The sequence below is a fragment of the Streptomyces sp. NPDC040589 genome (assembly GCF_055594445.1).
In genome coordinates this window covers 255,661-280,831 of sequence record NZ_JBVIWP010000006.1, presented here as the reverse complement: position 1 = coordinate 280,831, position 25,171 = coordinate 255,661, and the positions used below count along the sequence as shown (strand labels likewise).

General features: G+C 72.4%; 26 protein-coding genes and 1 pseudogene. 17 read left to right on the top strand and 10 right to left on the bottom strand.

The window, feature by feature from the left end; translation table 11 throughout:
* The first annotated feature begins 24 nt into the window (after nucleotides 1-24).
* Genes ACZ58V_RS27215 through ACZ58V_RS27205 form a run of 3 tightly spaced genes read left to right on the top strand, consistent with a single transcriptional unit; the run spans nucleotide 25 to nucleotide 2,746 of the window.
* A complete protein-coding gene (locus ACZ58V_RS27215; RefSeq protein WP_468193350.1) occupies nucleotides 25-714 on the top strand; it encodes a helix-turn-helix domain-containing protein in 690 nt (229 codons plus the stop codon).
* Entirely contained in the window at nucleotides 711-2,045 is a 1,335-nt protein-coding gene (locus ACZ58V_RS27210) for an MFS transporter (protein ID WP_471293079.1), read from the top strand. The genes ACZ58V_RS27215 and ACZ58V_RS27210 overlap by 4 nt, the downstream gene beginning before the upstream one ends.
* Nucleotides 2,045-2,746 (top strand): uracil-DNA glycosylase, encoded by a 702-nt coding sequence (locus ACZ58V_RS27205; protein WP_468193347.1) that lies wholly within the window; start codon nucleotides 2,045-2,047, stop codon nucleotides 2,744-2,746. Before ACZ58V_RS27210 ends, ACZ58V_RS27205 begins: the two co-directional genes overlap by 1 nt.
* Nucleotides 2,747-2,750: 4 nt before the next feature.
* Here the strand turns inward: ACZ58V_RS27205 and ACZ58V_RS27200 are convergent, their stop codons facing one another.
* Entirely contained in the window at nucleotides 2,751-3,407 is a 657-nt protein-coding gene (locus tag ACZ58V_RS27200; protein WP_468193345.1) for a GntR family transcriptional regulator, read from the bottom strand.
* A 160-nt stretch (nucleotides 3,408-3,567) separates the two neighbouring features.
* Here ACZ58V_RS27200 and ACZ58V_RS27195 point away from each other — a divergent pair, with 160 nt between their 5' ends.
* Together ACZ58V_RS27195 and ACZ58V_RS27190 are read left to right on the top strand one after the other, a co-directional pair.
* Complete coding sequence (locus tag ACZ58V_RS27195; protein ID WP_468193344.1) at nucleotides 3,568-5,043, top strand: NCS1 family nucleobase:cation symporter-1; 1,476 nt, start codon at nucleotides 3,568-3,570, stop codon at nucleotides 5,041-5,043.
* 5 nt (nucleotides 5,044-5,048) lie between these two features.
* The gene (locus tag ACZ58V_RS27190) at nucleotides 5,049-5,771 is read left to right on the top strand and encodes an aspartate/glutamate racemase family protein (protein ID WP_468193342.1); all 723 of its coding nucleotides are present in this window, start codon (nucleotides 5,049-5,051) and stop codon (nucleotides 5,769-5,771) included.
* Nucleotide 5,772: 1 nt separating this feature from the next.
* Here ACZ58V_RS27190 and ACZ58V_RS27185 read toward each other — a convergent pair whose 3' ends face one another.
* Both ACZ58V_RS27185 and ACZ58V_RS27180 read right to left on the bottom strand, forming a co-directional pair.
* The gene (locus ACZ58V_RS27185; RefSeq protein WP_471293075.1) at nucleotides 5,773-6,378 is read right to left on the bottom strand and encodes a gamma carbonic anhydrase family protein; all 606 of its coding nucleotides are present in this window, start codon (nucleotides 6,376-6,378) and stop codon (nucleotides 5,773-5,775) included.
* Nucleotides 6,379-6,388: 10 nt separating this feature from the next.
* Nucleotides 6,389-6,802 (bottom strand): RidA family protein, encoded by a 414-nt coding sequence (locus tag ACZ58V_RS27180; protein ID WP_468193338.1) that lies wholly within the window; start codon nucleotides 6,800-6,802, stop codon nucleotides 6,389-6,391.
* A 185-nt stretch (nucleotides 6,803-6,987) separates the two neighbouring features.
* Between ACZ58V_RS27180 and ACZ58V_RS27175 the strand changes: the two genes are divergently transcribed.
* The 6 genes and pseudogenes from ACZ58V_RS27175 (at nucleotide 6,988) to ACZ58V_RS27150 (ending at nucleotide 12,908) form a co-directional block, all read left to right on the top strand.
* Nucleotides 6,988-7,764, top strand: a complete 777-nt coding sequence (locus tag ACZ58V_RS27175; RefSeq protein ID WP_468193336.1) for a nucleotidyltransferase domain-containing protein — start codon at nucleotides 6,988-6,990, stop codon at nucleotides 7,762-7,764.
* Between the two features lie 165 nt (nucleotides 7,765-7,929).
* Nucleotides 7,930-9,828: an FUSC family protein gene (locus ACZ58V_RS27170; protein ID WP_471293072.1), complete on the top strand. Its 1,899-nt coding sequence runs from the start codon at nucleotides 7,930-7,932 to the stop codon at nucleotides 9,826-9,828.
* A gap of 23 nt (nucleotides 9,829-9,851) precedes the next feature.
* Nucleotides 9,852-11,204, top strand: a complete 1,353-nt coding sequence (locus ACZ58V_RS27165) for an amidohydrolase (RefSeq protein WP_471293070.1) — start codon at nucleotides 9,852-9,854, stop codon at nucleotides 11,202-11,204.
* Nucleotides 11,101-11,805: pseudogene (locus ACZ58V_RS27160) on the top strand (cytochrome P450); the annotation flags it as partial. The gene ACZ58V_RS27165 and the pseudogene ACZ58V_RS27160, both read left to right, overlap by 104 nt.
* A gap of 78 nt (nucleotides 11,806-11,883) precedes the next feature.
* Complete coding sequence (locus tag ACZ58V_RS27155; RefSeq protein ID WP_471293067.1) at nucleotides 11,884-12,570, top strand: DUF899 domain-containing protein; 687 nt, start codon at nucleotides 11,884-11,886, stop codon at nucleotides 12,568-12,570.
* Between the two features lie 155 nt (nucleotides 12,571-12,725).
* Nucleotides 12,726-12,908 (top strand): hypothetical protein, encoded by a 183-nt coding sequence (locus tag ACZ58V_RS27150; RefSeq protein ID WP_189728827.1) that lies wholly within the window; start codon nucleotides 12,726-12,728, stop codon nucleotides 12,906-12,908.
* 24 nt (nucleotides 12,909-12,932) lie between these two features.
* Here ACZ58V_RS27150 and ACZ58V_RS27145 read toward each other — a convergent pair whose 3' ends face one another.
* The 3 genes from ACZ58V_RS27145 to ACZ58V_RS27135 all read right to left on the bottom strand — a co-directional run bounded on the left by ACZ58V_RS27145 (nucleotide 12,933) and on the right by ACZ58V_RS27135 (nucleotide 16,512).
* Nucleotides 12,933-14,924 (bottom strand): ABC transporter ATP-binding protein, encoded by a 1,992-nt coding sequence (locus ACZ58V_RS27145; RefSeq protein WP_468193329.1) that lies wholly within the window; start codon nucleotides 14,922-14,924, stop codon nucleotides 12,933-12,935.
* Between the two features lie 497 nt (nucleotides 14,925-15,421).
* On the bottom strand, nucleotides 15,422-15,856 hold the full coding sequence (locus ACZ58V_RS27140; protein WP_468193327.1) for a hypothetical protein: 435 nt from the start codon (nucleotides 15,854-15,856) through the stop codon (nucleotides 15,422-15,424).
* Complete coding sequence (locus ACZ58V_RS27135) at nucleotides 15,853-16,512, bottom strand: ATP-binding protein (RefSeq protein WP_468193326.1); 660 nt, start codon at nucleotides 16,510-16,512, stop codon at nucleotides 15,853-15,855. Before ACZ58V_RS27135 ends, ACZ58V_RS27140 begins: the two co-directional genes overlap by 4 nt.
* A gap of 245 nt (nucleotides 16,513-16,757) precedes the next feature.
* On the opposite strand from ACZ58V_RS27135, the gene ACZ58V_RS27130 reads away from it, so the two are divergent.
* The 3 genes from ACZ58V_RS27130 to ACZ58V_RS27120 all read left to right on the top strand — a co-directional run bounded on the left by ACZ58V_RS27130 (nucleotide 16,758) and on the right by ACZ58V_RS27120 (nucleotide 18,808).
* Entirely contained in the window at nucleotides 16,758-17,618 is an 861-nt protein-coding gene (locus ACZ58V_RS27130) for a helix-turn-helix domain-containing protein (protein WP_468193325.1), read from the top strand.
* The gene (locus ACZ58V_RS27125; protein WP_184596785.1) at nucleotides 17,619-17,873 is read left to right on the top strand and encodes a DUF397 domain-containing protein; all 255 of its coding nucleotides are present in this window, start codon (nucleotides 17,619-17,621) and stop codon (nucleotides 17,871-17,873) included. It abuts the gene before it with no gap.
* A gap of 122 nt (nucleotides 17,874-17,995) precedes the next feature.
* Complete coding sequence (locus ACZ58V_RS27120; protein ID WP_468193324.1) at nucleotides 17,996-18,808, top strand: SAM-dependent methyltransferase; 813 nt, start codon at nucleotides 17,996-17,998, stop codon at nucleotides 18,806-18,808.
* Between the two features lie 19 nt (nucleotides 18,809-18,827).
* Here ACZ58V_RS27120 and pdxR read toward each other — a convergent pair whose 3' ends face one another.
* Nucleotides 18,828-20,240 (bottom strand): MocR-like pyridoxine biosynthesis transcription factor PdxR, encoded by a 1,413-nt coding sequence (gene pdxR / locus ACZ58V_RS27115; RefSeq protein ID WP_471293062.1) that lies wholly within the window; start codon nucleotides 20,238-20,240, stop codon nucleotides 18,828-18,830.
* 47 nt (nucleotides 20,241-20,287) lie between these two features.
* On the opposite strand from pdxR, the gene ACZ58V_RS27110 reads away from it, so the two are divergent.
* Nucleotides 20,288-20,782, top strand: a complete 495-nt coding sequence (locus ACZ58V_RS27110) for a carboxymuconolactone decarboxylase family protein (RefSeq protein WP_468193321.1) — start codon at nucleotides 20,288-20,290, stop codon at nucleotides 20,780-20,782.
* A gap of 71 nt (nucleotides 20,783-20,853) precedes the next feature.
* Here the strand turns inward: ACZ58V_RS27110 and ACZ58V_RS27105 are convergent, their stop codons facing one another.
* The 3 genes from ACZ58V_RS27105 to ACZ58V_RS27095 form a co-directional block, all read right to left on the bottom strand.
* Nucleotides 20,854-22,344 carry a glutamate synthase subunit beta gene (locus ACZ58V_RS27105; protein ID WP_471293059.1) on the bottom strand — a complete coding sequence of 497 codons (1,491 nt, stop codon included), beginning with the start codon at nucleotides 22,342-22,344 and terminating at the stop codon, nucleotides 20,854-20,856.
* Between the two features lie 118 nt (nucleotides 22,345-22,462).
* Complete coding sequence (locus tag ACZ58V_RS27100; protein ID WP_468193318.1) at nucleotides 22,463-22,942, bottom strand: anthrone oxygenase family protein; 480 nt, start codon at nucleotides 22,940-22,942, stop codon at nucleotides 22,463-22,465.
* Between the two features lie 182 nt (nucleotides 22,943-23,124).
* The gene (locus tag ACZ58V_RS27095) at nucleotides 23,125-23,808 is read right to left on the bottom strand and encodes a DUF2293 domain-containing protein (protein WP_471293056.1); all 684 of its coding nucleotides are present in this window, start codon (nucleotides 23,806-23,808) and stop codon (nucleotides 23,125-23,127) included.
* Between the two features lie 159 nt (nucleotides 23,809-23,967).
* Between ACZ58V_RS27095 and ACZ58V_RS27090 the strand changes: the two genes are divergently transcribed.
* Together ACZ58V_RS27090 and ACZ58V_RS27085 are read left to right on the top strand one after the other, a co-directional pair.
* Nucleotides 23,968-24,609, top strand: coding sequence for a nucleoside/nucleotide kinase family protein (locus tag ACZ58V_RS27090; protein WP_471293053.1), 642 nt, complete (start codon nucleotides 23,968-23,970; stop codon nucleotides 24,607-24,609).
* A gap of 134 nt (nucleotides 24,610-24,743) precedes the next feature.
* On the top strand, nucleotides 24,744-25,169 hold the full coding sequence (locus ACZ58V_RS27085; RefSeq protein ID WP_468193313.1) for a CBS domain-containing protein: 426 nt from the start codon (nucleotides 24,744-24,746) through the stop codon (nucleotides 25,167-25,169).
* The last annotated feature ends 2 nt before the right edge of the window (nucleotides 25,170-25,171 follow it).

The following is a 25,171-nucleotide window of genomic DNA, read 5'->3' as shown; positions in this document are numbered from 1 at the left end:
GTCACGGCGGCCTACCCTCCCGGTATGGACAGCGACGAGCACAATCGCGTACTCGACCCTGAGCACGACACCGCCGCCCTGAAGGCCCTCACCCACCCTCTGCGCATTCGGCTGCTCGGGCTGCTGCGGCAGGACGGGCCCGCCACGGCCAGTGAGCTCGCCGTGCGGACGGGGGAGTCGTCGGCGTCGACCAGTTACCACCTGAGGGTGCTGGCGAAGTACGCCTTCATCGCCGAGGCCGAGCATCGTGACGGGCGGGAGCGGCGCTGGCGAGCGCTGCACACCATGACGTCCTGGAGCAACGAGGCGATGGAGTCCTCCGAGGCGGGCCGGGCCTTCGTCAGCCTGGCGCGGCGGCGGCAGTTGGAGCACCTGGAGTCGTCCCTCGCCCGGCACGAGGCGGACATGGCCGGCGGGCGACTCGGTCAGGAGTGGGTGGAGGCGTCCGGGATCAGCGACCTCATGCCCCGCCTGACGGCCGGGTCGCTCACCGAGCTGTGGGAAACGATCGCCGGGAAGCTGGAGGAACTGACCGCCCGGGACGCGGACGACCCGCGCGCCGAACCCGTGGTGCTCCTCACCGCCGGCTTGCCGCTCGCCCCGCAGGACCGTGAGGACGTAGACCCGCAGGACCGTGAGGACGCAGACCCGCACGACCGTGAGGACGCAGACCCGCACAGCCGTGAGGGCGGGGCCCAGGAGGGCACCTCATGACGCACCTCGTTGCCGAGGCGCCCGGGGTGCGGGCCGCTCGCCGCCGTTACGCCACCGTCTGCGCGCTCTTATGGCTGCCGCCGGGCCTCGGCGCGGCCTCGATGGTCCTCCTGTTCAGCGAGCGCGGGATGTCCCTCGCCGCGGTGGCGGGGCTCTTCGCCGCGCACTCACTGACCGTGGCCGCGCTGGAGCTGCCCACCGGCGGGCTCTCCGACGTCCTCGGGCGTCGGCCGGTCCTGGCCATGGCCGGTGTGCTCAACCTCGTCGCCGCGCTCCTGGTCGGCCTCGGCACCACCGCCTGGGTGCTCACCGCCGGCATGGTGCTCATGGGCGTGGCCCGCGCCTTGGCCAGCGGTACCGCAGAGGCCTGGTACGTCGACACCGTGCAGAAGGTGTCCGGCCCCGACGCCGAGCTGCGGACGGGACTGGCCCGGGGCGGATCCGCGACCTCCGCCGCGCTCGCGGTCGGCCTTCTGCTCGGCGGGGCCCTGCCCTGGCTGCTCGGAGTCGGACCCGACCTCGGTGCCAGGCTGAGCGAGGCGACGTCCGGGGCGGTGCCGCCCTTGGCCGTTCCCGTGCTGCTCGGAGCCGCGGTCAGGGTCGTCTTCGTCATCTATGTACTGGCCGTCCTGCGGGAGTCGCCGCGACCGCCGGTCACCCTGCGATCGGTGCTGCGCGGCGTGCCGGTCACCGTCCTGGGCGGGCTGCGGCTGGGAGTACGGGACGCGCTGGTCCGCCGGGTCGTGCTCAGCGCCGCGGCCGCCGGCAGTGCCCTGGCCGTCATCGAACTGCTCATACCGGGCCGTACCGTCGCGCTGACCGGGGCGACCGGATCCGGGGCGCTGGTCTACGCCGTGCTCGCCTGTGCGGGTTTCGCCTGCTCCGGCGTCGGCAGCCACCTCGCCCCGCTCGCCGCCCGGGTCGCGGGCAGCGGCGAGCGGGCCGTGCTGATCTGCCTCGGGGCCGGGGCGAGCGGTCTGCTCCTGCTCGGTGTCACCGCGTCCGCCGCACATCCGGTGGCCACGACCCTCGCGGTCGTCGGCTTCTGCCTGATCTACCTCGGTCTCGGAGCGGCAGGCCCGAACGAGAACGAACTGCTGCACCGGCGCGTCTCCAGCGAGGGCCGCGCCACCGCCCTGTCCGTCCAGTCCCTCGCCCAGCAACTGGTCGGCGCGCTCACCGGCCTGATCGTCGGGGTGATGCGGCCGGGCCCGCTGCCATGGCTCCTGACGGGTGCCGTGCTGCTCACCGGGGCGCTGCTGTGGCTCCGCCGCGGAGAGGAGCGGGCCGCGCAGGTCACCACCGCCCGCCCCGCGCCTACCGTGGAGTGATGGACGCCAGCGGCCTTCCCCTCCTCGACCGGCGCATCGCGGACTGCCGGGCCTGTCCGCGGCTGGTCTCCTGGCGTGAGGAGGTGGCCCGTGCCAAGCGAGCCGCCTACACGGACTGGACGTACTGGGGCCGGCCGGTGCCCGGGTTCGGGCCGGCGGACGCACGGTTGCTGATCGTGGGGCTCGCCCCCGCGGCCCACGGCGGTAACCGCACCGGACGGATGTTCACCGGCGACCGTTCCGGGGACGTCCTGTACGAGGCGCTGTACGACGTCGGCCTGGCCTCCCAGCCCACGGCCGTGCACGCCCACGACGGCCTGGAGTTGTACGGCGTACGCGTCACCTCGCCCGTGCACTGCGCCCCGCCCGCCAACAAGCCCACCCCCGAGGAGCGGGACACATGCCGTCCCTGGCTCGTGCGGGAACTGGGGCTGCTGCGTCCGACACTGCGTGCCGTCGTCGTGCTCGGCGCCTTCGGCTGGCAGGCCGCGCTGCCGGCGTTCGCCGAGGCGGGCTGGTCCGTGCCCCGGCCACGCCCCGCGTTCGCCCACGGGGCCCGTTATGACCTCGACGGTCTGGAGCTCTTCGGCTGCTTCCACGTCAGCCAGCGCAACACCTTCACCGGCCGCCTCACCCCCGCGATGCTGCGCGACGTCCTGCGAACGGCCGCGGAGGCGGCGGGGCTGCCCCAGGCCGAGTGAGGTTCTACGGGAGTTCTTCGTCCCCGAACAGATGCCGCACCGTGGAGCGGTAGTTGGTCCGTACGTGCGTGAGCGCGTGCGCTCGGGCCCGGTCCGGGTCGCCCGAGGCGATCGCCTCGTACAACTCGCGGTGCTCGACGAGGAGCTGGGGCCACTCCTCGTTGCGCCGGGTCATCCAGCGCAGCCGGCCGGCGACCGGTTCCAGGGCCTCGGTCAGCAGGCTGTTGCCCGCCATCGCCACGATGCGGTCGTGCAGCCGGCTGTTGACGTCCGTGATCACCTCGGCGTCCTCGGCCTCGGTCGCGGCGGCGGCGCGGTCGATCAGTTCCTGGACCTCGGCCAGGTCCTCCGGGGTCGCGCGGGCCGCGGCGAGTCCGGCGGCGTAGACCTCGAGCGCCTCGCGCAGTTCGAACAGTTCCTTGACGTCGGTCGGGGTGAGGCGGCGGACGACCGTACGGCGCGGGGTCTCGAAGTGGACGAAGCCCTCGGCGACGAGGGCCCGGATCGCCTCCCGGACCGGAACGCGCGAGACGCCGAAACGCTCCGCCAACTCGCGTTCCACCAGACGGTCGCCGGGGCGGAGACTGCCCGCGATGATTTCCTGCCGCAGCTCGGAGGTGACGCGTTCGCGCACTGCGCCCAGGGGTTCGATCTTCGTCATGCAGCCCATCTTCGCCGAGGCGAGGTGTCTTTTACGGAGCGTTAACAACAGCGACATCGGTCAGAACGGTTGACGGGGAGACCATGAGCGCAGTTTGGTATACCAAACGCCATGCCCGCTGAGAGCAGCCCTCCGTCGTCCCCTTGCTCATGGAGGCCCCGTGTCCCTCGCCGACCGTGCCGCGACCACCGGCACCCCAGCGTTCGTCCCCGACCCCCGGCTCACCAACGAAGACCTCGCGCCCGCGAAGAAGCGCAACTGGAAGGTCTTCGACCTCTTCGCCATGTGGATGTCCGACGTCCACAACCTCGGCAACTACACCTTCGCCGCCGGACTGCTCTTCCTCGGCATGAACGTCTGGCAGATCTTCACGTCCCTGCTCGTCGGCTTCGTGATCATCTACATCGGCATGAACTGGATGGGGAAGATCGGGCAGCGCCACGGCGTCCCCTTCCCGGTGGTCAGCCGTATCGCCTTCGGTGTGTGGGGCGCCAACATCCCGGCGCTGATCAGGGCCGTGATCGCCATCATGTGGTACGGCATCCAGACCTACCTCGCCTCCGTGGCCGTCAACGTGATGCTGCTCGCGGCCTGGCCGGGCCTGGAGTCGTGGACGCACAACTCCTTCCTGGGCCTTGACGCACTCGGCTGGGTCTCCTTCATCGCCCTGTGGCTGGTGCAGGCGGCGATCATCAGCCGGGGCATGGAATCGGTCCGGAAGTTCCAGGACTTCTGCGGCCCGGCGATCTGGCTCGTGATGATCGCGCTGGCCGTGTGGATCCTGGCCAAGGCCGGCTGGACGATCTCGCTCACCTCGACACCGCACCCGGTCTCCGTGGGCGAGCAGTGGCGCCAGTGGTTCGGCGCGATCGGCCTGGTCCTCGCCACGTACGGCACGCTGATGCTCAACTTCTGCGACTTCTCCCGCTTCTCGCCCGACTACAAGACGGTCAAGCGCGGCAACTTCTGGGGCCTGCCCATCAACTCCACGGCCTTCGTGATCGTGTCGGTCATCGTCACCGCGGGCGCCTTCGAGGTCTTCGGCAAGGAGATCACCGACCCGGCCTACCTGGTCGCCGAGATCGGCAACACCTGGGTGCTGGTGGTGGGCGCGCTGACCTTCGCCATCGCCACCATGGGCGTCAACATCGTCGCCAACTTCGTCTCGCCGGCGTACGACCTCGCCAACGTCTGGCCGCAGAAGATCACCTTCAAGGTCGGCGGCATGATCAGCACGGTCGCGGCCCTGCTCGTCACGCCCTGGAACCTCTTCTCCAACCCGACCGTCGTGAACTACTTCCTCGGCGGCCTCGGTGCCTTCCTCGGCCCGCTGTTCGGCGTGATCATGGTCGACTACTACTGGGTCAAGCGCGGCCGTGTGAACGTGGACGAACTCTTCGACGCGACGCCCGGCTCCCGCTTCCACTACCGCAAGGGCGTCAACCCCAAGGCGCTGTGGGCGTTCCTGCCCGCGGCCGGTGTCGCCGCCGTCCTCGCGCTGGTGAAGACCTTCAGCGATGTGGCGCCGTACTCCTGGTTCATCGGCACGGCACTCGCGGCCGGGCTGTACGCGGCCCTGTGCCGCGGCGAACGCACTGCCGAACCCACCGTCGAGCGCCCTGCCATGGAGGTCTGAGAGACGTGCGGATCGTCGTCACCAACTGCAACACCACGCAGGAGATGACCGAGGAGATCGTACGAGGTGCCCGGGCCGCCGCAGGCCCGGGCACCACCGTGACCGGGCTGACACCCGCCTGGGGGCCCGAGTCCGCGGAGGGCTGGCTCGACAGCTACCTGTCCGCCGCGGCCGTCCTGGACACGCTGCGGACCTACGACGGACCGCCGTACGACGCCGTGGTCATGGCCGGCTTCGGCGAGCACGGGCGGGAGGGCGTGCGGGAGCTGGTGGACGTACCCGTCGTCGACATCACCGAGGCCGCCGCCCATCTCGCCTGCCTGCTGGGCCGCCGCTACGGCGTCGTCACCACTCTGGAGCGGTCGCGCGGCCAGATCGAGGACAGTCTGGAGACGGCGGGCGTCGCGCGGAACTGCGCCGCGGTCGTCGGCACGGGCCTGAACGTGCTCGACCTCGGCGACGACGAACGCACCGAGACGGCGTTCCTCGCCGCCGCCGAACGGGCCTGTACGGCCGGGGCGGAGGTGCTGGTGCTCGGCTGCGCCGGGATGACCGGCTTGCAGCGGGCGGTCGGGGAGAAGCTGGGCCTGCCGGTCGTCGACGGGGTCGCGGCGGCGGTCAAACTCGCGGAGTCGCTGCTGGCGCTGGGGCTGACGACCAGCCGGGTGGGCAGCTATGCCGAGGCGCTGCCGAAGCGGAGGGTGTGGGGGAGGCCCGAGGGGCAGTAGCTCATGACGGGCCGTCGAGGGGGACGTCGTCGCGATGTGCCCCGTAGAGCGCCACTTGGCGGGCCATGACCTCCCGCATCGACGTGCCGCGCGGGATGCCGTACACCGTGCCGGGGAAGTCCAGCGCCTCCTGGATCTGCCACAGTTCGTCGTGCTCGCCGGGGGCGAAGAGCCGGGCCCGGGGCGCTCCCGCCGCGATCCAGCCGATGGGCAGGACCGTGCCGGGCGGCAGTACGGAGTTGACGTGCAGCACGCTGTGGATCCGCAGCTCGCAGCCGGTGCTCGCGACGGCCCCCGGGAAGACGCAGGCGCCGGTGGCCACGAAGACCTCGTCCTCCAGGGTCGCCCCGTTGACATGGGCGTGCGGGCCGACGAGCACGGCGTCACCGATCACGGAGGGGTGCGCGGCCCGCCCCCGCACCAGCGCGTTCTCCATGACGACGACGTCCGAGCCGACCCGCACCTCCCCGTCCTCCGCGGTGAGCACGGCCCCGTGCAGCACCCGGCTGCGCTCACCGAGGACGACGGCCCCGCACAGGACGGCCGTCGGGGCGACGTACGCGGACTCGGGGACGACGGGGCGCCGCCCGCGGTGCTCGATCAGCATGGAGTTCTCCTCAGGTCGGCGCCCCGCCGGGCACGACGGCTGTCGCCGTAATCTCCACCAGCTGCCCCGTGTACCCGAGGCACGCCACGCCGATCAGTGTCGACGAGTGCGGGCCCGCGCTGAGCCCGGACGCCTCGACGACCTCCCACACGGAGGACAGCGCGGTCGGTTCACTGCTCACGACGTACACGTCGGTCGAAACGACGTGCGGCAGGTCGCTGCCGACGGCGTGCAGTTGCTCCCGCAGATTGGCGATCACCTGCTCGGCCTGCCGTACGGGATCTCCGGGCCCGACGAGGTTGCCGTCGGCGTCGAGCGGCACGGACCCGGCGAGGAACGCCAGCCGCGTGCCGGTTTCGACGACGGAGGCGTGGGAGTAGGTGGGCGGCGGGAAGAGGCTCGGGACGGTGACGCGGTGGATCACGCGGGCTCCGATCTGGGGCGGTGACTGGGCAGCTGTTCGACCGATCATGCGGGGCCCGGTGCGCGGCCGCACCCGTATTTCGGTTCACCCGTGTCCCGGCCGGCGCGCGATTTCCGTTCACGCGATCCGCCCGGTCCCCCTACGCTTCCCGGACCGCTCACCCGCCCGCCCCAGGAGCCGCCCCCGTGCCCACCCTCCCGGACCAGGCCTTCCTCGACACCACCGCCGACCGTCTCGCCGCCCTCCCCGCCGTCGAGGCCGTCACCCTCGGCGGCTCCCGGGCCCAGGGCACCGAACGCCCCGACAGCGACTGGGACCTGGCGGTCTACTACCGCGGCGCCTTCGACCCGGCCGATCTCCGCGCGGTCGGCTGGGAGGGCGAGGTGTCCGCGATCGGCGCGTGGGGCGGCGGTGTCTTCAACGGAGGTGCCTGGCTGACGATCGACGACAGGCGCGTGGACGTCCACTACCGCGATCTGGACGTCGTCGAACACGAGCGGGCGGAGGCCGGGGCAGGCCGCTTCCGCGTCGAGCCGCTGATGTTCCATCTGGCGGGCATCCCGACGTATCTGCTCGTCGCCGAACTCGCGATCAACAAGGTGCTGCGGGGCACCCTGCCACGCCCCGGCGCCTACCCACCGGCCCTGCGCGACACCGCCCCGGCCCACTGGTACGGCATGGCCATCGCCACCCTCGCCTACGCCAGGGCCGGCCACGCCCCGAAGAGCGCCCTCACCCAGGTCGCGGGCGCGCTCGCCCTCGCCACGACACAGACCGCGCACGCGGTGCTGGCGGCGCGTGGGGAGTGGGTCACGAACGAGAAGGGGCTCGTGGCGCGGGCGGGTCTGCGTGACGTGGACGGGCTCGTGGGGAGCCTGACGGACGACCCGGGCACGCTCGCCCGGACGATCACCGACGCGGAGACCCTCCTCGGCCGGGCCGTGGAGGCGGCGCGGGGCTGACCGTCGTCGCCGATTGCGTTCATAAAGAACCCGGCTCTCCCGGACTCCGTCACGTTCCGGAAACCTTTCCTCCAGGAACCCCGCTTACCGTGGACACCCACACCCCGCCCCGGCCACCGTCGCCCGAAGGCCCACCCCTGCCCTCGATGAGACGACAGGAGCCCTGTGTCCCGGTCCCGCCGTTTTTCCCTCGTGCTGCCGCCCTGGCTCGCGCACGCCCTGCGCGCTCAGCGGGGACCGGTGCCCTGGAGCGCGGTGACGCGGGGGGCCTTGTCCGCCGGGCCGTTGTTGCTGGTGGCCGTGGAGACGGGGCGTACGTCGCTCGGTGTCGTCGCCGCCATCGCCGCCATGCTCGCCGGGATCAACGACCGGCCCGGGAGCCGGCGGGGCTCGGTCAAGCGGCTCGGGGTGCCCGCGCTGGGCGGTGCCCTGGGGCTGGTGATCGGGACGTATGCCGGGGACGAGACCGGCGCGGTCGTGCTGACCGTGGTCCTCACGGTCGTCGGGCTCGTCGCCGGGGGGATGAGCGCCGTGGGGCCCGTCGCCTCCGCTTCCGGGACGCAGTTGCTCGTCGGCGCGGCGATCGGCGCGGGGATGCCCCTGCCCGAGGCGGGGTGGGAGCGCGCGCTCGCCTTCCTCGCCGGGGCGGGCTGGCTGCTCGTGCTACGGCTCGTGCTGCCCACGCCCGGCTCCCTCGCCGGTGACTTCCGCTTCGACGGGGAGCGGGCGGCCGTGGCCGGCGTGTACGACGCGGTCGCCGCGCTCCTCGACGCCGTCGGCGGGCCGGACGCCATCTGCCGCCGTGCCGCGCTCACCGCCGCCCTCGACCACGCCCAGGACGCGCTCGCCGGGCCACGGCTGCGGCGGTACGCCTCCTCCTCCACCGAGCGGCGGCTGCACGCGCAGTACGCCGCCGCGCTGCCCCTCGCCGAGGCCGCCACCGCGCTGGCCTGGGCCGAAGAGGCCGTTTCCGAACGGGCCTCCGAAGGCCCCCGGCGGCTCGCCGCCGCCGTACGCGACAACACCCACACCGGGCCGCTGCCCGCCCCCTCCCGCTCGGTGCCCGCCCTGCGCGCCCTCGACGACGCCCTTCTGCAGGCGGCTGAGGTGTTCGACCAGGGCGGGGGCGGCGATCTGCACACCCGGCCCCGTACCGCCAGGGACCGGCTGCGCGCCGCCTTCGGTACCGCCGGACGCGAGTACGGACTGCGCGTCGCCCTCTGCTTCGGGGCCAGTTCGGCGGTCGCCCAGGCGCTGCACCGGAGCCAGTGGTACGGGGAGCACGAGCACTGGTACTGGCTGCCCGCCACCGCCGTCTTCCTCGTCAAGCCCGACCTGGGGCCGCTGGCCTCACGGGTGCTGAACCGGGCCGCCGGTACCGTCCTCGGCGCTCTCCTCTTCGCCGGGTTCGCCGTCGTCCTGCCCCGGCCGGAAGGGCTCATCGCGCTCGTCGCGCTCAGCGGGGCGCTGATACCCGTCGCCACCCGGCACTTCGCCGCCCAGACCGCCGTGGTCACCGTCCTCGTCCTCGCCCTGGTCATGGTCGGCGGCGAGCCACAGGCCTCCGCGGGCCGGATCGGCGAAACGCTGCTGGCCTGCGCGATCGTGCTGATCGTCGGGCACCTGCCGATGCCCGGACAGCGCGGCGGGGGAGTGCGCGCCCGGCTGGCGGCGGCGAGCCGAGCCGCGTACGCCTACCTCACCCACGTCCTCGACGAGGCCGACGCCCCGCGCATCGGCGGCTCCGGCACCCCCTCCGACCACCGCGCCACCCGCTGGACCCTGCGCCGTGAGGCCTACCGCACTCTCGCCGAGGCCCGCACGGCCATCTCCCTGTCCGCGCACGAACTGCCCGCCCTCGCCCGGCACACCGAGGGCGCGGACGAGGTGGCCGACCTCCTGGAACGTCTCGTCGACACCACCACCGCCTGCGCCGTGCACCTCGACGACACGGGCCGGATCGGCCCCCGCCACACGGAACGGCTCGCCGCGGTCCTCGACGAACTCACCGGACCCGGGGAACGGGTGGGGCTCCGACTGCCCCGGACACCCCTCGCCGGATAGCGCCCTCGTCGTACGTTGGCGTGATGACGCCTTCTGCCGCGGACCGTCCCGCCGATCTCATCATCAGCGCGTGCACCGTCCTCGTGCACGACGATCAAGAGCGGATCGGCTTCGAGGAGGACGCCGCGATCGTCGTACGGAACGGGATCGTCGAGGCCGTCACGAGCACCTCCGCGGTGGCGGACCTGGCCGCCGCCGAGCGGCTCGACGCCCGTGGCCAGGTCGCCCTGCCCGGCCTGATCAACTGTCACACCCACGCGCCGATGGTCGCCCTGCGCGGCATCGCCGAGGACCTGCCCATCGAGGAGTGGTTCAACGACGTCGTCTGGCCCGTCGAGTCCAACCTGGCGGCGAAGGACGTCGAGCTGGGCGCGCGGCTCGCCTGCGCCGAGATGATCCGCGCCGGCGTCACCTGCTTCGCCGACCACTACTTCGCCATGGACGCGGTCGCCGCGGTGGTCGCCGAGTGCGGCATGCGGGCGCTGCTGGGCGAGGCCTACTTCTCCTCGCAGGGCCCCGAGGGCCGGGAGCGGTCACTGGAGTTCGCGCTGCGGCACCGCGGCTCGGCCGACGGCCGTATCACCACCGCGCTCGCGCCCCACGCCCCCTACACGGTCGACGACGCCGACCTCGCCGCCACCGCCGAGCTCGCCCGCGCGCACGGCCTGCCCGTGCACCTCCACGCCGCGGAGAACCGCGACCAGACGGACACCAGCCTCGCCCGTCACGGCGTCACCCCGATCGAGGTCCTGGCCCGCACCGGCATCCTCGACACGGATGTGCTCATCGCCCACGGCACCGGCATCACCGACCGCGACCTGCCGGTTCTGGAACGGGCGGGCGGTCGTACGGCCGTCGCCACCGCGCCCCGCGGCTACCTCAAGTTCGCCTGGCCCGACACCACACCCGTCCGCGCCCTGCGCGACATCGGCGTCGACGTCGGACTCGCCACCGACGGCGCCGCCTCCAACAACTCCCTGGACGTGTGGGAGTCCATGGCCCTCACCTCACTGGTCCAGAAGTCGGCCGAGGGCGACCCCCGCCTGCTGACCTCCCGCCAGGCCCTGCACCACGCCACTCTGCAGAGCGCCCGTGCCGTGGGGCTGGGGGACACCGTCGGCAGCATCGCGCCGGGCCGCAGGGCGGACATCGTCCTGGTCGATCTCACCGGCCCGCACACCCGGCCCGTCCACGACCTCGCCGCCACCCTCGTGCACAGCGCCCGCTCGGCCGATGTCCGCACCACGATCGTCGACGGACGGATCCTGATGCGACGCGCTCGTCGCCCCCGACCCGGCCCGCCCGGCCGCCGCCAAGGATGCGGTCGTGGGGATGCTCGGCTTCTTCACCGGGCTGATCGCGGCCAAGCGCGCTGAGCCCGCCGACGACCTGCTCTCCGACCTGATCGCGGTCCGCGACGAGGGCGACCGGCTCACCGAGGACGAGCTGATGTCCCTGGCCTTCCTCATCCTCTTCGCCGGGTACGAGAACACCGTCCAGCTCATCGGCAACGCCGTGCTGAGCCTTCTGGAGCACCCCGAGCAGCTCGCCGCCCTGCGCACCGACCCGGCACGCATCCCGGCGGCCGTCGAGGAGTTCGCCCGCTACGAGGGGCCCGCCCTGCTCGCCATCCGGCGCTTCCCGACCGAGGACATGACGATCGGGGGCGTCACCGTGCCCGCCGGCGAGACCGTCCTGCTGTCCCTGGCCGCCGCCAACCGCGACCCGGCCCGATTCCCCGCCCCCGACCGGCTCGACCTCGGCCGGGACACCTCGGGGCATCTCGCCCTCGGCCACGGCATCCACCACTGCCTGGGCGCGCCGCTGGCCCGTGCCGAGACCGAAATCGCCCTGGCCGCGCTGCTGGAGCGGTTCCCGGACCTCGCCCTCGCGTCCGACGCCCCGCGGTGGCGCCCCTCCCCGCGCGCCCGGGGTCTGGTCGCGCTGCCGGTGACGTACGCGGAAAAAACCTCGTGAGCCGGCGATGAGTTCCGCCCCTCCCACCGGTCACCACCCCGGACGGACCGTTGCCACAGGAGGGGTACAGGAGGGTTCATGTCGTTTCCGGAGATCGTCTCGCGCGACCAGTGGCGTGCGGCGCTCGCGGAACTGCTGGTCAAGGAGAAGGCCGCCACTCGCGCGCGGGACGCGCTGGGCGCCGAGCGGCGCGGACTGCCCATGGTGGAGGTCGACGAGTACGTGTTCGAGGGCGGGGACGGCAAGGCCACCCTGCTCGACCTGTTCGAGGGGCGGCACCAGCTCGTCGTCTACCACTTCATGTTCGCGCCCGAGTGGGACACCGGCTGCCGCAGCTGCTCGGCGTTCCTGGACCAAATAGGTCATCTCGCCCATCTCAAGGCTCGTGGCACGTCGTTCGCGGCCGTCTCCCGGGCGCCTTTCCCGAGGGTCCTGCCCTTCAAGGCCCGGATGGGCTGGACGGTGCCCTGGTACTCGTCGCACGGGAGTGACTTCAACCGCGACTTCGAGGTGACGCTCGAACGCGAGGGGGAGCTCGTGGAGCGGCCCGGCCTCAGCTGCTTCCTGCGGGACCGCGAGCGGGTCTTCCACACCTACTCGACGTACGAGCGCGGCCTCGACGGCCTCGGCTCGACCACCAGCCTGCTGGACCTCACCGCGCTGGGCAGGCAGGAGGCGTGGGAGGAGCCCAAGGGGCGCTCGTCGGCTCTTGGGGCGCCTGCGGGAAGCGAGCGCATCCGCTATCACGACGAGTATGACGATTGACACGCAAAGTAAACACATCCGCCAAGAGGCTGAGAGGTTGGTCACACTTGGCGGTGAACGAGTGTCAACTACGTCTCAGAACCGTCACTTCGCGAGCCGTTCACCCCATGGTTGGCGTTTAACTCTACGAGTACAGCGTGACATGGAGGTGCAGGGTGAACGGGCGAACGGTGCTCGAGCGCTTTCCCGCCGGTGGGCCGCGTGGCTCCTGGCCGGCGGAGGAGTTCGCGCAGGCGCGGCGTCTGGAGGGCCTGCCGGCCGAGGTTGTCATGGACCTCGCGACGGACATGTTCCTGGTGATCGTGCGCAGCGGGGACAGCGCCGACGCCACGGCCTGACGGACGGACCGGGGAAGGCGTGGCTCAGCCCGCCTTCGGGGCCGGCACCTTCGCGACAGGGGCGGTCGGCGGGGCGGTCGGGGGCGGCGTGACCGTCGTGGGCGGCTTGGTGAACTGCTCCGCCTGGAGCGCGTACAGCTCGGCGTAGAGCCCGCCGGTGGCCAGCAGCTCGTTCGGCGTCCCGGACTCCACGAGCCGGCCCTGATCCAGGACGTGCACCAGGTCGGCGTGGCGTACGGACGCCAGCCGGTGCGTGATCAGTACGACCGTCTGGCCGCTGTCGGCCAGGGCACGGATCCGTTCGAACACCTCCAGCTCGGCCCGTGCGTCCAGGGCCGCCGTCGGCTCGTCCACGATCAGGATGCGGCCCCTGCGGTAGGCCGCCCGGGCGATGCCGAGCCGCTGCCACTGGCCGCCCGACAGCTCGTGCCCGCCGCTGAAGTTGCGGGCGAGCAACGTGTCGAGACCGCGCGGCAGGTCCGCGACCACCGTCTCCGCTCCGGCCTCGGCGATCGACGCGGCCAGCCGCTCCTCACACACGGGCGCCGACGTCCGCCCCAGGGCGACGTTCACCCGGGCCGTGAACGGCCACCGCTTGAAGTCCTGCGCCACCATCGCGATCCGCTCGGCCAGCAGGTGCCGGTCGGCGGTCGCCGCGTCCACGCCGTCCCACAGGATCCGCCCCCGCTCCGGGGTGTACAGCCCGGCGAGCAGCTTCACCAGGGTCGTCTTGCCGGAGCCGTTCTCGCCGACCAGGGCCACGATCCGGCCCAGCGGGAGGGCGAGCGTCACGTCGTCGAGAGCGGGGCGGGCCGAGTCGCCCGGGTAGCGGAACGTGACGTTCTCGAAGCGGATCTCGCGCGGGTCCTCCGGCAGTGGCTGCCCGCCGGCAGGGATCGCGCGCTGTGCCGCCTCCGTGTACAGCCGTTGCAGGTCGCCGACGAAGAGGGCCTCCTCGTGCAGCGCGTTGACCTCCACCACGAGAGTGTCGAGGCTCTGCGAACCGGTCCGGATCGCGATCACGGCCGTACCCGCCACCGACAGCGCCATCGAACCCGCCAACAGTAGTCCGCCGAGCGTCGCGTACGTCGCCACCGTCGCCAGGCCCGTCCACGCCGCCGCGATCAGGCCGGTGCGGGCGGCGAGCCCGGCCAGACGGGCCTGCTCGGCCTCGGCGGTCTCCGACATCGCGCGGAAGTGCCGCAGCAGGAACGCGCCCACGCCGTGCACCCGGATCTCGGGGGCCGCCTCGGGTTCGATCAGCAGGTTGCCCAGCAGCCGGCCCGCGCGGGCATGCTGCACCCAGGCATGGAAGGACTCGTAGCGCCGCCGGGCCACGGTCAGCGCGCTCCAGGCGCTCGGCAGCGTCATCGTCACCAGCAGCGGCAGCAGGGCCGGATGCAGCACGGTCAGCACGCCGGCCGCCGCGACCAGGGAGATCATCGCGTTGATCACACGCGTCCCGTACATGATCATCCGGCGGGCGGAGGCGGCGCCGTACTGCGCGGTGTCCAGCAGCTTGTGGAAGGCGTGGTCCTCGATCGCGGCCAGTTCCACGGTCGCGGCCCGCTCCAGGTACCGCTCGGTCGCCACGCGCTCCACCTTGGGCTCCAGGCGGCCGGTGGCGTAGGTGCTCGCGGCTCGCAGCAGTGCCGCGAGCAGCATGACGAGGGCCACCGTGACCAGTGCGGGGACGGCTCCGCGCAGCCGGTCGTCGATCGGCCCGCCGCCCATCAGCCGGGCCAGCACGCTGTTGACCGCGAGCAGGCTCACCGCCTGGGCCGCGCCCCGGCACACCTCGGAGGCCAGCACGATCCGCGCGGCGCCCCGGTCGGCCTGCCGGGCGAGCCGGAGGCTGGACGACAGCAGGGACGGCAACCGGGTGATCATGGCGCGGAAGTTCAGCTCCAGGAACGCGTCGGCGTGCTGGTTCCAGCCCATGTCGTAGCGCAGTGGCCCGCCGAAGAGCAGTCGCTCCGACTCGGACACATCCGGCGCGGTCCGCTTCTTCCCCACCGTCGACCGACCTCCCGGCTCAGGCCCCGCTCGTGAACGAACGGCCACTATCGCGGCGGCGGAGCCCGCCCGGGCAGGGCGCAGCCCGGGGCGCCGGATGCGCGCGGGCGCACGACCGGACCGGGGGAGGTGTGGGGCGGCGCGGGGTCGGGGGGTGGTGCGTATGCCTCGACCGGGATGTGCTCGGCGGGTCCTGCGCGCCGGAGGAGTCATGCAGGGCTGGGCGTGCGCGTCGGCCGGGTCGTGCGTGATGGGTGCTGCGCGTCGGCCGGGTCGGGCTCGGCCGGCTCTGAGTGGCGGCCGGCCGGTGTTCGAGAGGTGCTGTGCGTCGGTAGGGCCGTGCGTGATGGATGCTGCGCGTCGGCCGGGTCGGGCTCGGCCGGGTCGGGCTCGGCCGGGTCGTGCGCGTGATGGGTGCTGCGCGTTGGGCCCGGGCGTGCTTGATGAATGTCGCGTGCTGACTGAGCGGTGCTCGACCGAGCCCTGCTCGACAAGCCCTACGCGCTGACCGGCCGCGACCAAGCCGGCGCCGTACCCGTCACGCGGCACAGGGCCAGGTACAGCGGTATCGGCGGGGTGTACGGAAGCTTGCCGTCCGGGCGGTGGATCAGTTCGGGGATCTCCGGGGCGTCCGGGACGACCGCGCCGGTGGCGTACCGCGCGGGAGCCGGCCACTCCAGGGCGTGGTCGGAGTCGGCCGGCACCAGCCACCACCAGTGCGTCCCGTCGGCGTAGACACAGCCCGCGCGGGGCAGCCGGGGCATCACCAGCCGGCCGAGACGGGCGGGAACCGCGACCGCGTCGAAGCCGAGCGGCGCGGTCATGCCGTCGGGCACGGGCAGGCGCAGGGCGGGACCCGGCGTACGCAGCCCGCGCCGGAGGCGGGCCAGTGTGTCCAGGTTCAGTACGCGACCACCCTGCGCGGACGTCATGCCGCCCCCTGCTCTCGGCGTCGCCCCTGTGCGGGGACCTCCGGCGCGCCCCTCGTGTGACGCGCCTGGTGGGCTCCGTCCCCGTCGCCCGAGTCGTCGGACGGACCCGGCTTCGGGCGGGCGCCCCAGCCCAGGTCGTTCCGGGGCCCCGACGGGTCGCCCGGGGTGTCCGCCGTGCGCGGCAGCTCGGCCCAGACCAGCAGCCCGAGGTCGTGCTCATGGGCACCCCAGGCCTCGCAGAGGGCGTCGACGAGAAGCAGTCCCCTCCCGTGCTCCTCCTCGGGCCGCGTCCGGCCGGCCGCGTGAGGCTGGCCAGGGGCGCAGCCCTCGTCACGCACCGCTATCCGCACCAGGTCGTCGCCGTCGTGCAGCTCGCACACTATGTGCGTGCTCGCCGTGTGCACGATGGCGTTGGTGACCAGCTCGGATACCACCAGGGCCGCGCTGTCGCACGTGTCCTCACACACCGACCAGCCGGCCAGCCGGGCCCGCGTCAGGCGTCTGGCCTGTGCGGGGGAACCCGGATGTGCGGCCAGCTCGAAACGGAACCGGCGCTCGGCAGCGGCCCCGACAGGGCCGACTCCGGCGGTACCGAGGCCGAGAGGGCCTGCGGCGGCGTCTGTTCCTAAGGGCGCGGACGGAATCACGCTTGCCACTATCGCCCTGCCGTGAACACTTGGCAAGTGTCACTCTGAAAATTGCAGAGTGCGCTGTGACGGTCTGGAAGGCCGTGGCACACTGCATCGCAACAGCACTCCGCGCGGCGCCAGTTGAGATCGTCGAAGATTCGTTCGAAACGTCAGTTCGGATCAGCTCTTCGAAAGGGTCTTCGCATGGCGCCGCCGGGCTGTCAGCGTTCTTTTCGTGGCCGGCTCGTCAGAACTCTTCGTGGAGGTGGAGCGTGAGCGAACCGCGGTCCGCGCCGACGGTCGGTCAGGTCGTCCTCGGTCGACGCCTGTTGGATCTGCGCGAGCGCGCCGGGATGAAGCGCGAGGAGGCCGCCCGTATCCTCCGCGTCGCCCCCGCCACGGTCCGTCGTATGGAGATGGCCGAGGTCGCGCTCAAAATCCCGTATCTGCAACTGCTCCTGAAGGCCTACGGAATCTCCGACGAGGAGGCCGACGCCTTCGTCCAGCTGGCCGAGGACGCGAACAAGCCCGGTTGGTGGCAGCGTTTCCACGACATCCTGCCCGGCTGGTTCTCGATGTACGTGAGCCTGGAGGGCGCGGCCGGCGTCATCCGAAGCTACGAACCCCATTTCGTCCCCGGTCTGTTGCAGACCGAGGACTACGCGCGCGGGGTGCTCCGCTCCGGCGCCATCGGCCAGACCCGGCCCGACGACATCGAGCGCCATGTCGCCCTGCGCATGCGGCGCCAGGACCTGCTCACCCGCGAGGACGCGCCCCGGCTGTGGGTCGTGATGGACGAGACCGCGCTGCGGCGCCCGGTCGGCGGCCCGGAGGTGATGCGTGCCCAGATCGACAGACTGCTCGAGGCCACGAAGCTGCCCAACGTGACGCTCCAGGTCGCCCCGTTCGCCAATGGGCCGCACCCGGGCACGTACGGGCCGTTCGTGCTGTTCCGATTCGCCATGCCCGAACTGCCGGACATGGTCTACAGCGAGTACCTGACCGGCGCGGTCTATCTCGACGCGCGCGCCGAGGTGGCGACCCACCTCGAGGTCATGGACCGCATGGCGGCGCAGGCCGCTACGGCACATCGCACGAAGGAGATCCTCCGGGATCTCCGCAAGGAGCTGTGAATGGATCGCATCAAGCCGCGCAAACAGGTCTACAACGGCATGCCCGCGCGTGACTTGGGCAGCGAAGGCTGGCACAAACCGTGGAGCGGCGGGAACGGCGGGAACTGCCTGGAGGCGATGAAGCTCGCCGACGGCCGGATCGCCGTCCGCCAGTCCACCGACCCCGACGGTCCGGCGCTGATCTACACCACCGACGAGATGACGGCCTTCATCGAGGGGGCGAAGGCGGGGAAGGCGGACTTCCTGCTGTCCTGACGTGATGGCCTTGACGTGATTGCCTTTGCTGACGTTCGACCTTCCGACGCTCGACGTTCTGAAGCTCAACTTTTCGACGCTGGTGCTGAATTGACCACCCTTTGCGCCTTACGGAGTGCCTCATGACCGGGCAGGACCCCACCACGGCCGTCCAGATCGACACGACCAGACCCCATCCCGCACGGATGTACGACTGGTACCTCGGCGGCAAGGACAACTACCCGGTCGACGAGGAGATGGGGCGGCAGATGCTCACCCTCGACCCGAGGGTGCCGGTGATGGCGAGCGTCAACCGCGCCTTCATGCACCGGGCCACGCGCTGGCTGGCGCAGAACGGCGTACGGCAGTTCCTGGACATCGGCACCGGCATACCGACCGAGCCCAACCTCCACCAGGTCGCCCAGGAGATCGCCCCAGACGCCCGGATCGTCTACTGCGACAACGACCCCATCGTCCTGGCCCACGCGGCGGCCCTGCTGCGCGGCACGGACGAGGGCGCCACCGAGTACCTCCAGGCCGACGTGCGCGACCCGGACGCCATCCTGGAGGGCGCGCGCAAGGTCCTGGACTTCACCCGGCCCGTCGCGCTGTCGCTCGTCGCGCTGCTGCACTTCGTCTCCGACGAGGACGGCGGGCACGACCTGGTCAGCCGGTTGCTCGCCGCACTGCCCTCCGGCAGCTACCTGGTGATCACCCACGCCACGGCGGACTTCACACCGGAGGAGTCCAGGGCGGCGACCGAGAAGCTCCGTGCCGCCGGCGTCACCCTGGCCCTGCGCTCCCGCGAGGAGTTCACCCGCTTCTTCGACGGCATGGACCTCGTCGAACCCGGTGTCGAGGTGCCCCACCACTGGCACCCCGAGCTGGGCGAGCCCGTGCCCGGGCAGGACGACGGTGTGATTCCGGGATACGGGGCGGTGGCGCGCAAGCCCTGAGGGGCTTCCGACGGGCCGGTCACGGCGGCGGCAGCGCCCCGCACAGCGCCTCCACGGCCGGCCCGTAGGCATGCTCCGAGGGAGTCGCGTATCCCACGACGAGGCCGTCGCTCACCGCCATGTCCGTGTCCGGGTGCCGGAACGCGCCGAGGCCGTCGAGGGCGATGCCCCGCCAGGCGGCGGCCTTGACCGCGGACGCCTCGGTGCCGGGCGGCAGCCGCAGTACCGCGTGCAGCCCGGCCGCGACGCCCGTGACCTCGACCTGCGGCGCGTGCTCGGCGAGCGCCGCGACGAGCCGGTCCCGGCGGCTCCGGTACCGCTGCCGCATCCGCCGTACATGACGGTCGTACGACCCGGAGACGACGAAGTCGGCGAGGCTCAGCTGGTCGAGGACGCTCACCCAGGCCTCGCGCTCGCCCTTCACGGCGAGTACGTCCCCGACATACCGCTCCGGGAGCACCATCCATCCCAGCCGCACCGCCGGTGACAGGCTCTTGCTGACCGAGCCGATGTGGATCACGCGCTCCGGGTCGAGCCCCTGGACGGCGCCGACCGGCCGGCGGTCGTAGCGGAACTCCCCGTCGTAGTCGTCCTCCAGAACCAGCCCGCCACGCGCGCGTGCCCAGTCGATCACGGCGGCCCGGCGCGCGGGGTGCAGCGGCCCGCCGGTCGGGAACTGGTGCGCCGGCGTGAGCAGCACGGCACGCTCGCGCCCCAACCGGTCGACCCGGGCGCCGTGTTCGTCGAGGGGCAGCGGCACGGTGCGCACCCCGGCGGCCGCGAGGACCTCCCGGTGGAATCCGAGCCCGTACGCCTCCACCGCCAGGGGCCCGCGCAGGACGCCGCCGCCGAACAGCAGCCGCAGCGCGTGCGCGAAGCCGGAGCAGATCACGATCCGGCCGGGCTCGGTCCGCACCCCACGCGCGCGGGCCAGGTACTCGGTGAGCGCCTCGCGCAGTTCGGCCCGGCCGGCGGGATCGCCCGGGCCGAACACCTCGTTGGGTGCCTGCTGGAGCGCCCTCCGGTAGGAGGCCAGCCAGGCCGCGCGCGGGAACGCCGAGACGTCCGGCGTGCCCTGCAGCAGGTTGTGCCGGGGGCCACGCGCGCGTGGAGGTGCCTTCTTGGGCACGCGAGTGGCGGGACGCAGCGGCTCGGCCCGCTCCGCGACCCGGGTGCCCGAGCCCTGACGGGCGGTGAGCCAGCCCTCCGCGACGAGTTCCGCGTAGGCGTCGGCCACCGTGTTGCGGGCGACACCGAGGTCGGCGGCGAGCGAGCGGTACGGCGGCAGCCGCGTGCCCGGAGCGAGCCGCCCGTCGCGTACGGCCTCGCGCAGCGCCCGGATCAGCGCCGTGCGCCGGCTGCCCGGCCCGGACAGTTCCAGATGCAGGTCGGACCCGATCCGCTCCGCGGAATTGACCCACGAATTCACCATGGAAATGCACCCTACAGCGGGTCTTTGCGGCTCGTAGGTTGAGGGACATGACGACGAACACGACCACGAACACGACGCGGGCGCACTCGACGGGAACGGCCCGGCTGGAGTTCGCCAAGTCCGCCCCGAAGGCATTCCGGGCCCTCATCGCCTTCGACGCCGCCGCCCGTGAGGGCCTCGACCCGGCCCTCGTCGAACTGATCCAGATCCGCGCCTCGCACCTCAACCACTGCGCGTACTGCCTCCACATGCACACCAACGACGCCCGCAAGGCCGGCGAGAGCGAGGACCGGCTGCACATGGTCGCCGTCTGGCGCGAGGCCCGCCACTTCTTCACCGAGCGGGAGCAGGCGGCCCTCGCCCTCACGGAGGCGATGACCCTCGTCGCCGACGCGGGTGTCCCGGACGATGTCTACGCGCAGGCCGCGTCCCTCTTCGAGGAACGGGAACTCGCCCAGATCCTCGCCGTGATCTGCACGATCAACACATGGAACCGGGTGGCGCTGTCCACGGCGAAGGTGGCGGGCACGGACGAGCGGTGACCACCTGCCGAGCGGTCGTCCCTCCAGACCACCATGGGCGGGTCTTTCCAGACCACCATGGGCCGGTCTTTCTAGACCACCATGGGCCGGTCGTACGGCCCGATCGGTGACGGCAGCCGCGAACTGCCCGTCAGGTGAAGGTCCACCGCGGCTGCCACGGCCCGCCCCTCGGCGATCGCCCAGACGATGAGCGACTGCCCCCGGGCGGCGTCGCCCGCGGCGAACACGCCGGGCACGTTCGTGGCGAAACCGGCGTCACGCGCGACGGTGCCGCGGGGCTCCATCGCCAGCCCCAGCTGGTCGACGAGCCCGTCCTGCCGGTCTGGCCCGGAGAAGCCGAGGGCGAGCAGCACGAGGTCGGCGGGGAGCGTCCGCCCGGTACCGTCCACCGGGCGGCGCCGCGCGTCCACCTCGACCAGGTGGAGCGACCGCACATGCCCCTCCGCGTCTCCGTCGAAGCGCAGCGTGGACGCCGCGAACAGCCGCGCGTCCGCGTCGGCGACCGGAGCGGTCCGCAGATCACGGGCCTCCTCGTGCGCGGCGGACAGCCGGTAGATCCGTATCGGATACGTCGGCCAGGGCTCGGCGTCCTCGTCGCGCTGGGCCTCCGGCAGCGCGTAGATGTCCAGCTGGGTCACCGACGCGGCGCCCTCCCGGACGGCCGTGCCCAGGCAGTCCGCGCCTGTGTCGCCGCCGCCGACGATGACGACGTGCTTCCCGGCGGCAGACAGCGGGGACGTCTCCAGGTCGCCCGCGCACACCCGGTTGGAAAGCGGCAGGTACTCCATCGCCTGGTGAACCCCCGTCAGCTCCCGCCCCGGCACTGTCAGTTCACGCCAGGCGGTCGCCCCCGTGGCGAGCACCACGGCGTCGTACCGGGTCCGGAGCTCATCGGCCCCGATGTCCCGTCCGACCGACGTCGACGTACGGAACTTGGTCCCCTCGGCCCGCATCTGCTCCAGCCGCCGCTCAAGATGGTGCTTCTCCATCTTGAACTCGGGGATGCCGTACCGCATCAGCCCGCCGGGCCGGTCGGCCCTCTCGTACACGGCGACCGTGTGCCCGGCCCGGGTCAGCTGCTGGGCCGCGGCCAGCCCGGTGGGCCCCGAACCGATCACCGCGACCGTCTTGCCGGACAGCCGCTCCGGCGGCCTCGGCGGCGCGAAGCCCTCCTCCCACACCCGGTCGGCGATCGCGCACTCGACGTTCTTGATCGTGACGGCCGGCTGGTTGATCGCCAGCACACACCCCGCCTCGCACGGCGCCGGGCACAGCCGGCCGGTGAACTCCGGGAAGTTGTTCGTCGCGTGCAGCCGGTCGGCCGCCGCCCGCCAGTCCTCCCTCGACACCAGGTCGTTCCATTCGGGAATCAGGTTGCCCAGCGGACAGGCGTCGTGGCAGAAGGGGATGCCGCAGTCCATGCAGCGATCGGCCTGCTTGCTGATGATCGGCAGCAGCGCCCCGGGGACGTAGACCTCGTCCCAGTCCCGCACCCGCTCCTCCACCGGCCGCCGCGGCCAGTCCTGGCGGGGCGTGGTCATGAAACCCTTGGGATCGGCCATGGCCGTCTTCCTTGCGTGCGCGTGTCACAGGCCGTGCGTCGTCGGGCGGTCCTCCTCCGGCCACGATACGTCCGCCTCCGGGCCGGTGCCCGTCGCCGCGAGCTGTCGATGAGCGCTGTCAGGTGAGCGCCAGCACGTACGCCACCGCCGCCCCGGCCGAGGCGGCCGTGCGGACGTGGTTCCACATCGTCCACTCGCGCACATACGCCGGCCAGTACGCGGCCGCCTCCGACGTGCCCGGATCCAGCTTGAGCAGCGCGTCGTTGCGCGGCACGTTCGCGACCATGGTGAGCCCGAACGAGCCGAACAGGTACAGGGCACTGCCCACCAGCAGCTCCACCGTCCCCTCCTCCGGCCACAGCACGAACGTCACCACGGCGATCACCGCGCACAGCACCGCCGACCCGAGGAACACGGCCATGAAGGGCGGCGTCACCGCGGCCACGTTGATCGCGTTCATCGCGGCGACCCCCTGCGCGGGCGGCAGCGTGGCCAGGCCCCGCATGACGAAGGTCGAGAAGCCGCAGAACACCCCGGCCACCAGACCGGTCCCGAGCACCCCCAGCACCGTCAGCACGAAGTACGGTCCGTCGATCATGTCAGCCTCTCCCGCCCGTCGAGCCGGGATCCTGCCCGGCACCCTTCCTCACCACAAGTGAATTCCCGTACGAGCACAGTGACCATGGCCGAGCGGCGCGGGGCCATGAGCGAACGTCCACGATCCCCCGAACGGCCGTGTCCGCCTGTCGACACGGGACTGCCGGCCGACGCTCGGCCGGATCACCCGGCGGAATCGAGCCCCGCCTCGGTCCACCCCCTCAGCACCGTATGCACCGCCGCCGCGATCCGCCGCCGCGCCTCGTGTCTCGGCACCCCGCTCATCAGCAGCCGGTCGTACGGCGTGTCCAGATGCCGCACGGACGCCACGACCGCCGAGGTCACCGCCGCCTCGGTCAGCGCCCGTCCCGCAGCGCTGCGGCCCACCCGCCCGCTGCCCCGCTCCGAGGCGTGGGCGGCGATGGCGCGTGCCCGGCCGGTGGGGCATCCGGGATACAGCCGCCGTATCTCCGCCGCGAACGTCAGAGCGAACAGCTCGTCCTGAGCTGCCCGCCGCCGCGCGTCCCGCACCCGGCGCCGCCGCCGTGCCTCGGCGTCCGCGAGACACCGCTGCTCGGCCCTCGCCAGCGCCGCCTCCTCGACCAGAACGCCCTGGCGTTCGTAACGGCTCTTGCGCCGGTTGAACCGCACGACCACCGCCGACAGCGTGCTCTCCTCCCGAGATCTGCGCGTCAGCGCGGTGTCGCCGCTCGGCAGGAACACCAGATGCCCGAGGTCGGCACAGTCGAGGCAGCGCGGGGCGCCGTCCTCCAGGACGAGCAGCGGCAGCGGGCCTCGCCGGCACTCGGCGCAGTACCGGCGCTTGAGAGGCTGGAAGACGAGGAGCCCGGTGAGGGGCGGAAGCATCGCGCGGGGGACCATACGTGGTTCATTCCCCCTGAGGACGGGACGAACTACGTCCGCCACGACCGACCCCGGCCCTCTCGACGCCTCCCTGCGGCCTGTCCCTCCCCGGCGTCCGAAGAACTCGCGGGCGTGACAGCTCCTGCCCCGGCCTGTCGCATCATGGGCCGTGTGCGACTCGAAGCGATCACCTGGGACCGGCTCGGCGACCTGCTCGCCGAGCGCCTCCTCGACCTGAAGCCCGCCGACGGCGCTCCCTGGCCCCGCATCGCCTTCGACGGCGCCCCGGCCGCCCGCCCCGGGGATCTCGCCCAGCGCGTCTCCGAGGCACTGCGCATACGCGGCCGCCCGTCGCTCGTCGTGGGCACGGAGGGCTTTCTGCGCCCCGCCTCGGTGCGGCTGGAGTACGGCCACCGGGACGTGGAGGCCTATTACAACGGCTGGTACGACACCGGCGCCCTGTGGCGCGAGGTGTTCGGCCCTCTCGAAGCCGGTGGCGACGGCCGCGTCCTGCCCGACCTCTGGGACCCGGCCGCCGACCGCGCCACCCGCAGCCCCTACACCCAACTCCCGCCCGGTGGCGTCCTGTTGCTGCACGGACCCTTCCTCCTTCGGCACTGGTTCCCCTTCGACCTGAGCGTTCACGTCCTGCTCTCCCCGGGCGCCCTGCGCCGTCGCACGCCCGACGCCGAGCACTGGACCCTCCCGGCCTTCGAGCGCTACGAGCACGAGACGGACCCGGCCGGCACGGCCGACGTCCTGGTACGGGCCGACGATCCGCGCCATCCGGCCTGGAGCGGTTGAGTAGCTGCTCGCCGTCGGATGGATGCGGACGGGGTTCCGTGTGCGGGCATCCGGTGGCGCGGCGAGAATGAAGGGCGTCGGGACTCGCGGTGCGTCCCGCACCGCGCCGGCCGTCCGGCCTCGGGAGGTACTTCATGACCACCGCCGGAGACATCATGCACCGCGGCGCCCAGTGGATCCCCGCCCACGAAACCCTCGACCGCGCCGCCCAGCTCATGCGCGAACTGAACGTCGGCGCCCTGCCCATCAGCGACGAGAACGAGCGGCTCTGCGGCATCCTCACCGACCGCGACATCGTCGTCGGCTGCGTCGCCATGGGGCACGACCCCGCCCGGATCACCGCGGGTGAGATGGCAAAGGGCACCCCGCGCTGGATCGACGCGAACGCCGATGTCGGCGAAGTGCTCCGCGAGATGCGGGAGCACCAGATCCGCAGGCTGCCCGTGATCCACGAAAAGCGCCTGGTCGGCATGATCAGCGAAGCCGACCTGGCCCGGCACCTGGCGGACGACCAGATCGCCTCCTGGGCCGAGAGCGTCTACTCCACCACCACACGCTGACC

Excerpts from the sequence above, each read along its gene's own strand:
- ACZ58V_RS27085 (WP_468193313.1), top strand. The coding sequence starts at position 24,744 with ATGACCACCGCCGGAGACATCATGCACCGCGGCGCCCAGTGGATCCCC.
- ACZ58V_RS27090 (WP_471293053.1), top strand. The coding sequence starts at position 23,968 with ATGGGCCGTGTGCGACTCGAAGCGATCACCTGGGACCGGCTCGGCGAC.
- ACZ58V_RS27205 (WP_468193347.1), top strand. The coding sequence starts at position 2,045 with ATGGACGCCAGCGGCCTTCCCCTCCTCGACCGGCGCATCGCGGACTGC.
- ACZ58V_RS27125 (WP_184596785.1), top strand. The coding sequence starts at position 17,619 with ATGGATCGCATCAAGCCGCGCAAACAGGTCTACAACGGCATGCCCGCG.
- ACZ58V_RS27110 (WP_468193321.1), top strand. The coding sequence starts at position 20,288 with ATGACGACGAACACGACCACGAACACGACGCGGGCGCACTCGACGGGA.
- ACZ58V_RS27105 (WP_471293059.1), bottom strand. The coding sequence starts at position 22,344 with ATGGCCGATCCCAAGGGTTTCATGACCACGCCCCGCCAGGACTGGCCG.
- ACZ58V_RS27140 (WP_468193327.1), bottom strand. The coding sequence starts at position 15,856 with ATGACGTCCGCGCAGGGTGGTCGCGTACTGAACCTGGACACACTGGCC.
- ACZ58V_RS27095 (WP_471293056.1), bottom strand. The coding sequence starts at position 23,808 with ATGCTTCCGCCCCTCACCGGGCTCCTCGTCTTCCAGCCTCTCAAGCGC.
- ACZ58V_RS27155 (WP_471293067.1), top strand. The coding sequence starts at position 11,884 with ATGTCGTTTCCGGAGATCGTCTCGCGCGACCAGTGGCGTGCGGCGCTC.
- ACZ58V_RS27215 (WP_468193350.1), top strand. The coding sequence starts at position 25 with ATGGACAGCGACGAGCACAATCGCGTACTCGACCCTGAGCACGACACC.
- pdxR (WP_471293062.1), bottom strand. The coding sequence starts at position 20,240 with ATGGTGAATTCGTGGGTCAATTCCGCGGAGCGGATCGGGTCCGACCTG.
- ACZ58V_RS27165 (WP_471293070.1), top strand. The coding sequence starts at position 9,852 with ATGACGCCTTCTGCCGCGGACCGTCCCGCCGATCTCATCATCAGCGCG.
- ACZ58V_RS27100 (WP_468193318.1), bottom strand. The coding sequence starts at position 22,942 with ATGATCGACGGACCGTACTTCGTGCTGACGGTGCTGGGGGTGCTCGGG.
- ACZ58V_RS27185 (WP_471293075.1), bottom strand. The coding sequence starts at position 6,378 with ATGCTGATCGAGCACCGCGGGCGGCGCCCCGTCGTCCCCGAGTCCGCG.
- ACZ58V_RS27120 (WP_468193324.1), top strand. The coding sequence starts at position 17,996 with ATGACCGGGCAGGACCCCACCACGGCCGTCCAGATCGACACGACCAGA.
- ACZ58V_RS27210 (WP_471293079.1), top strand. The coding sequence starts at position 711 with ATGACGCACCTCGTTGCCGAGGCGCCCGGGGTGCGGGCCGCTCGCCGC.
- ACZ58V_RS27200 (WP_468193345.1), bottom strand. The coding sequence starts at position 3,407 with ATGACGAAGATCGAACCCCTGGGCGCAGTGCGCGAACGCGTCACCTCC.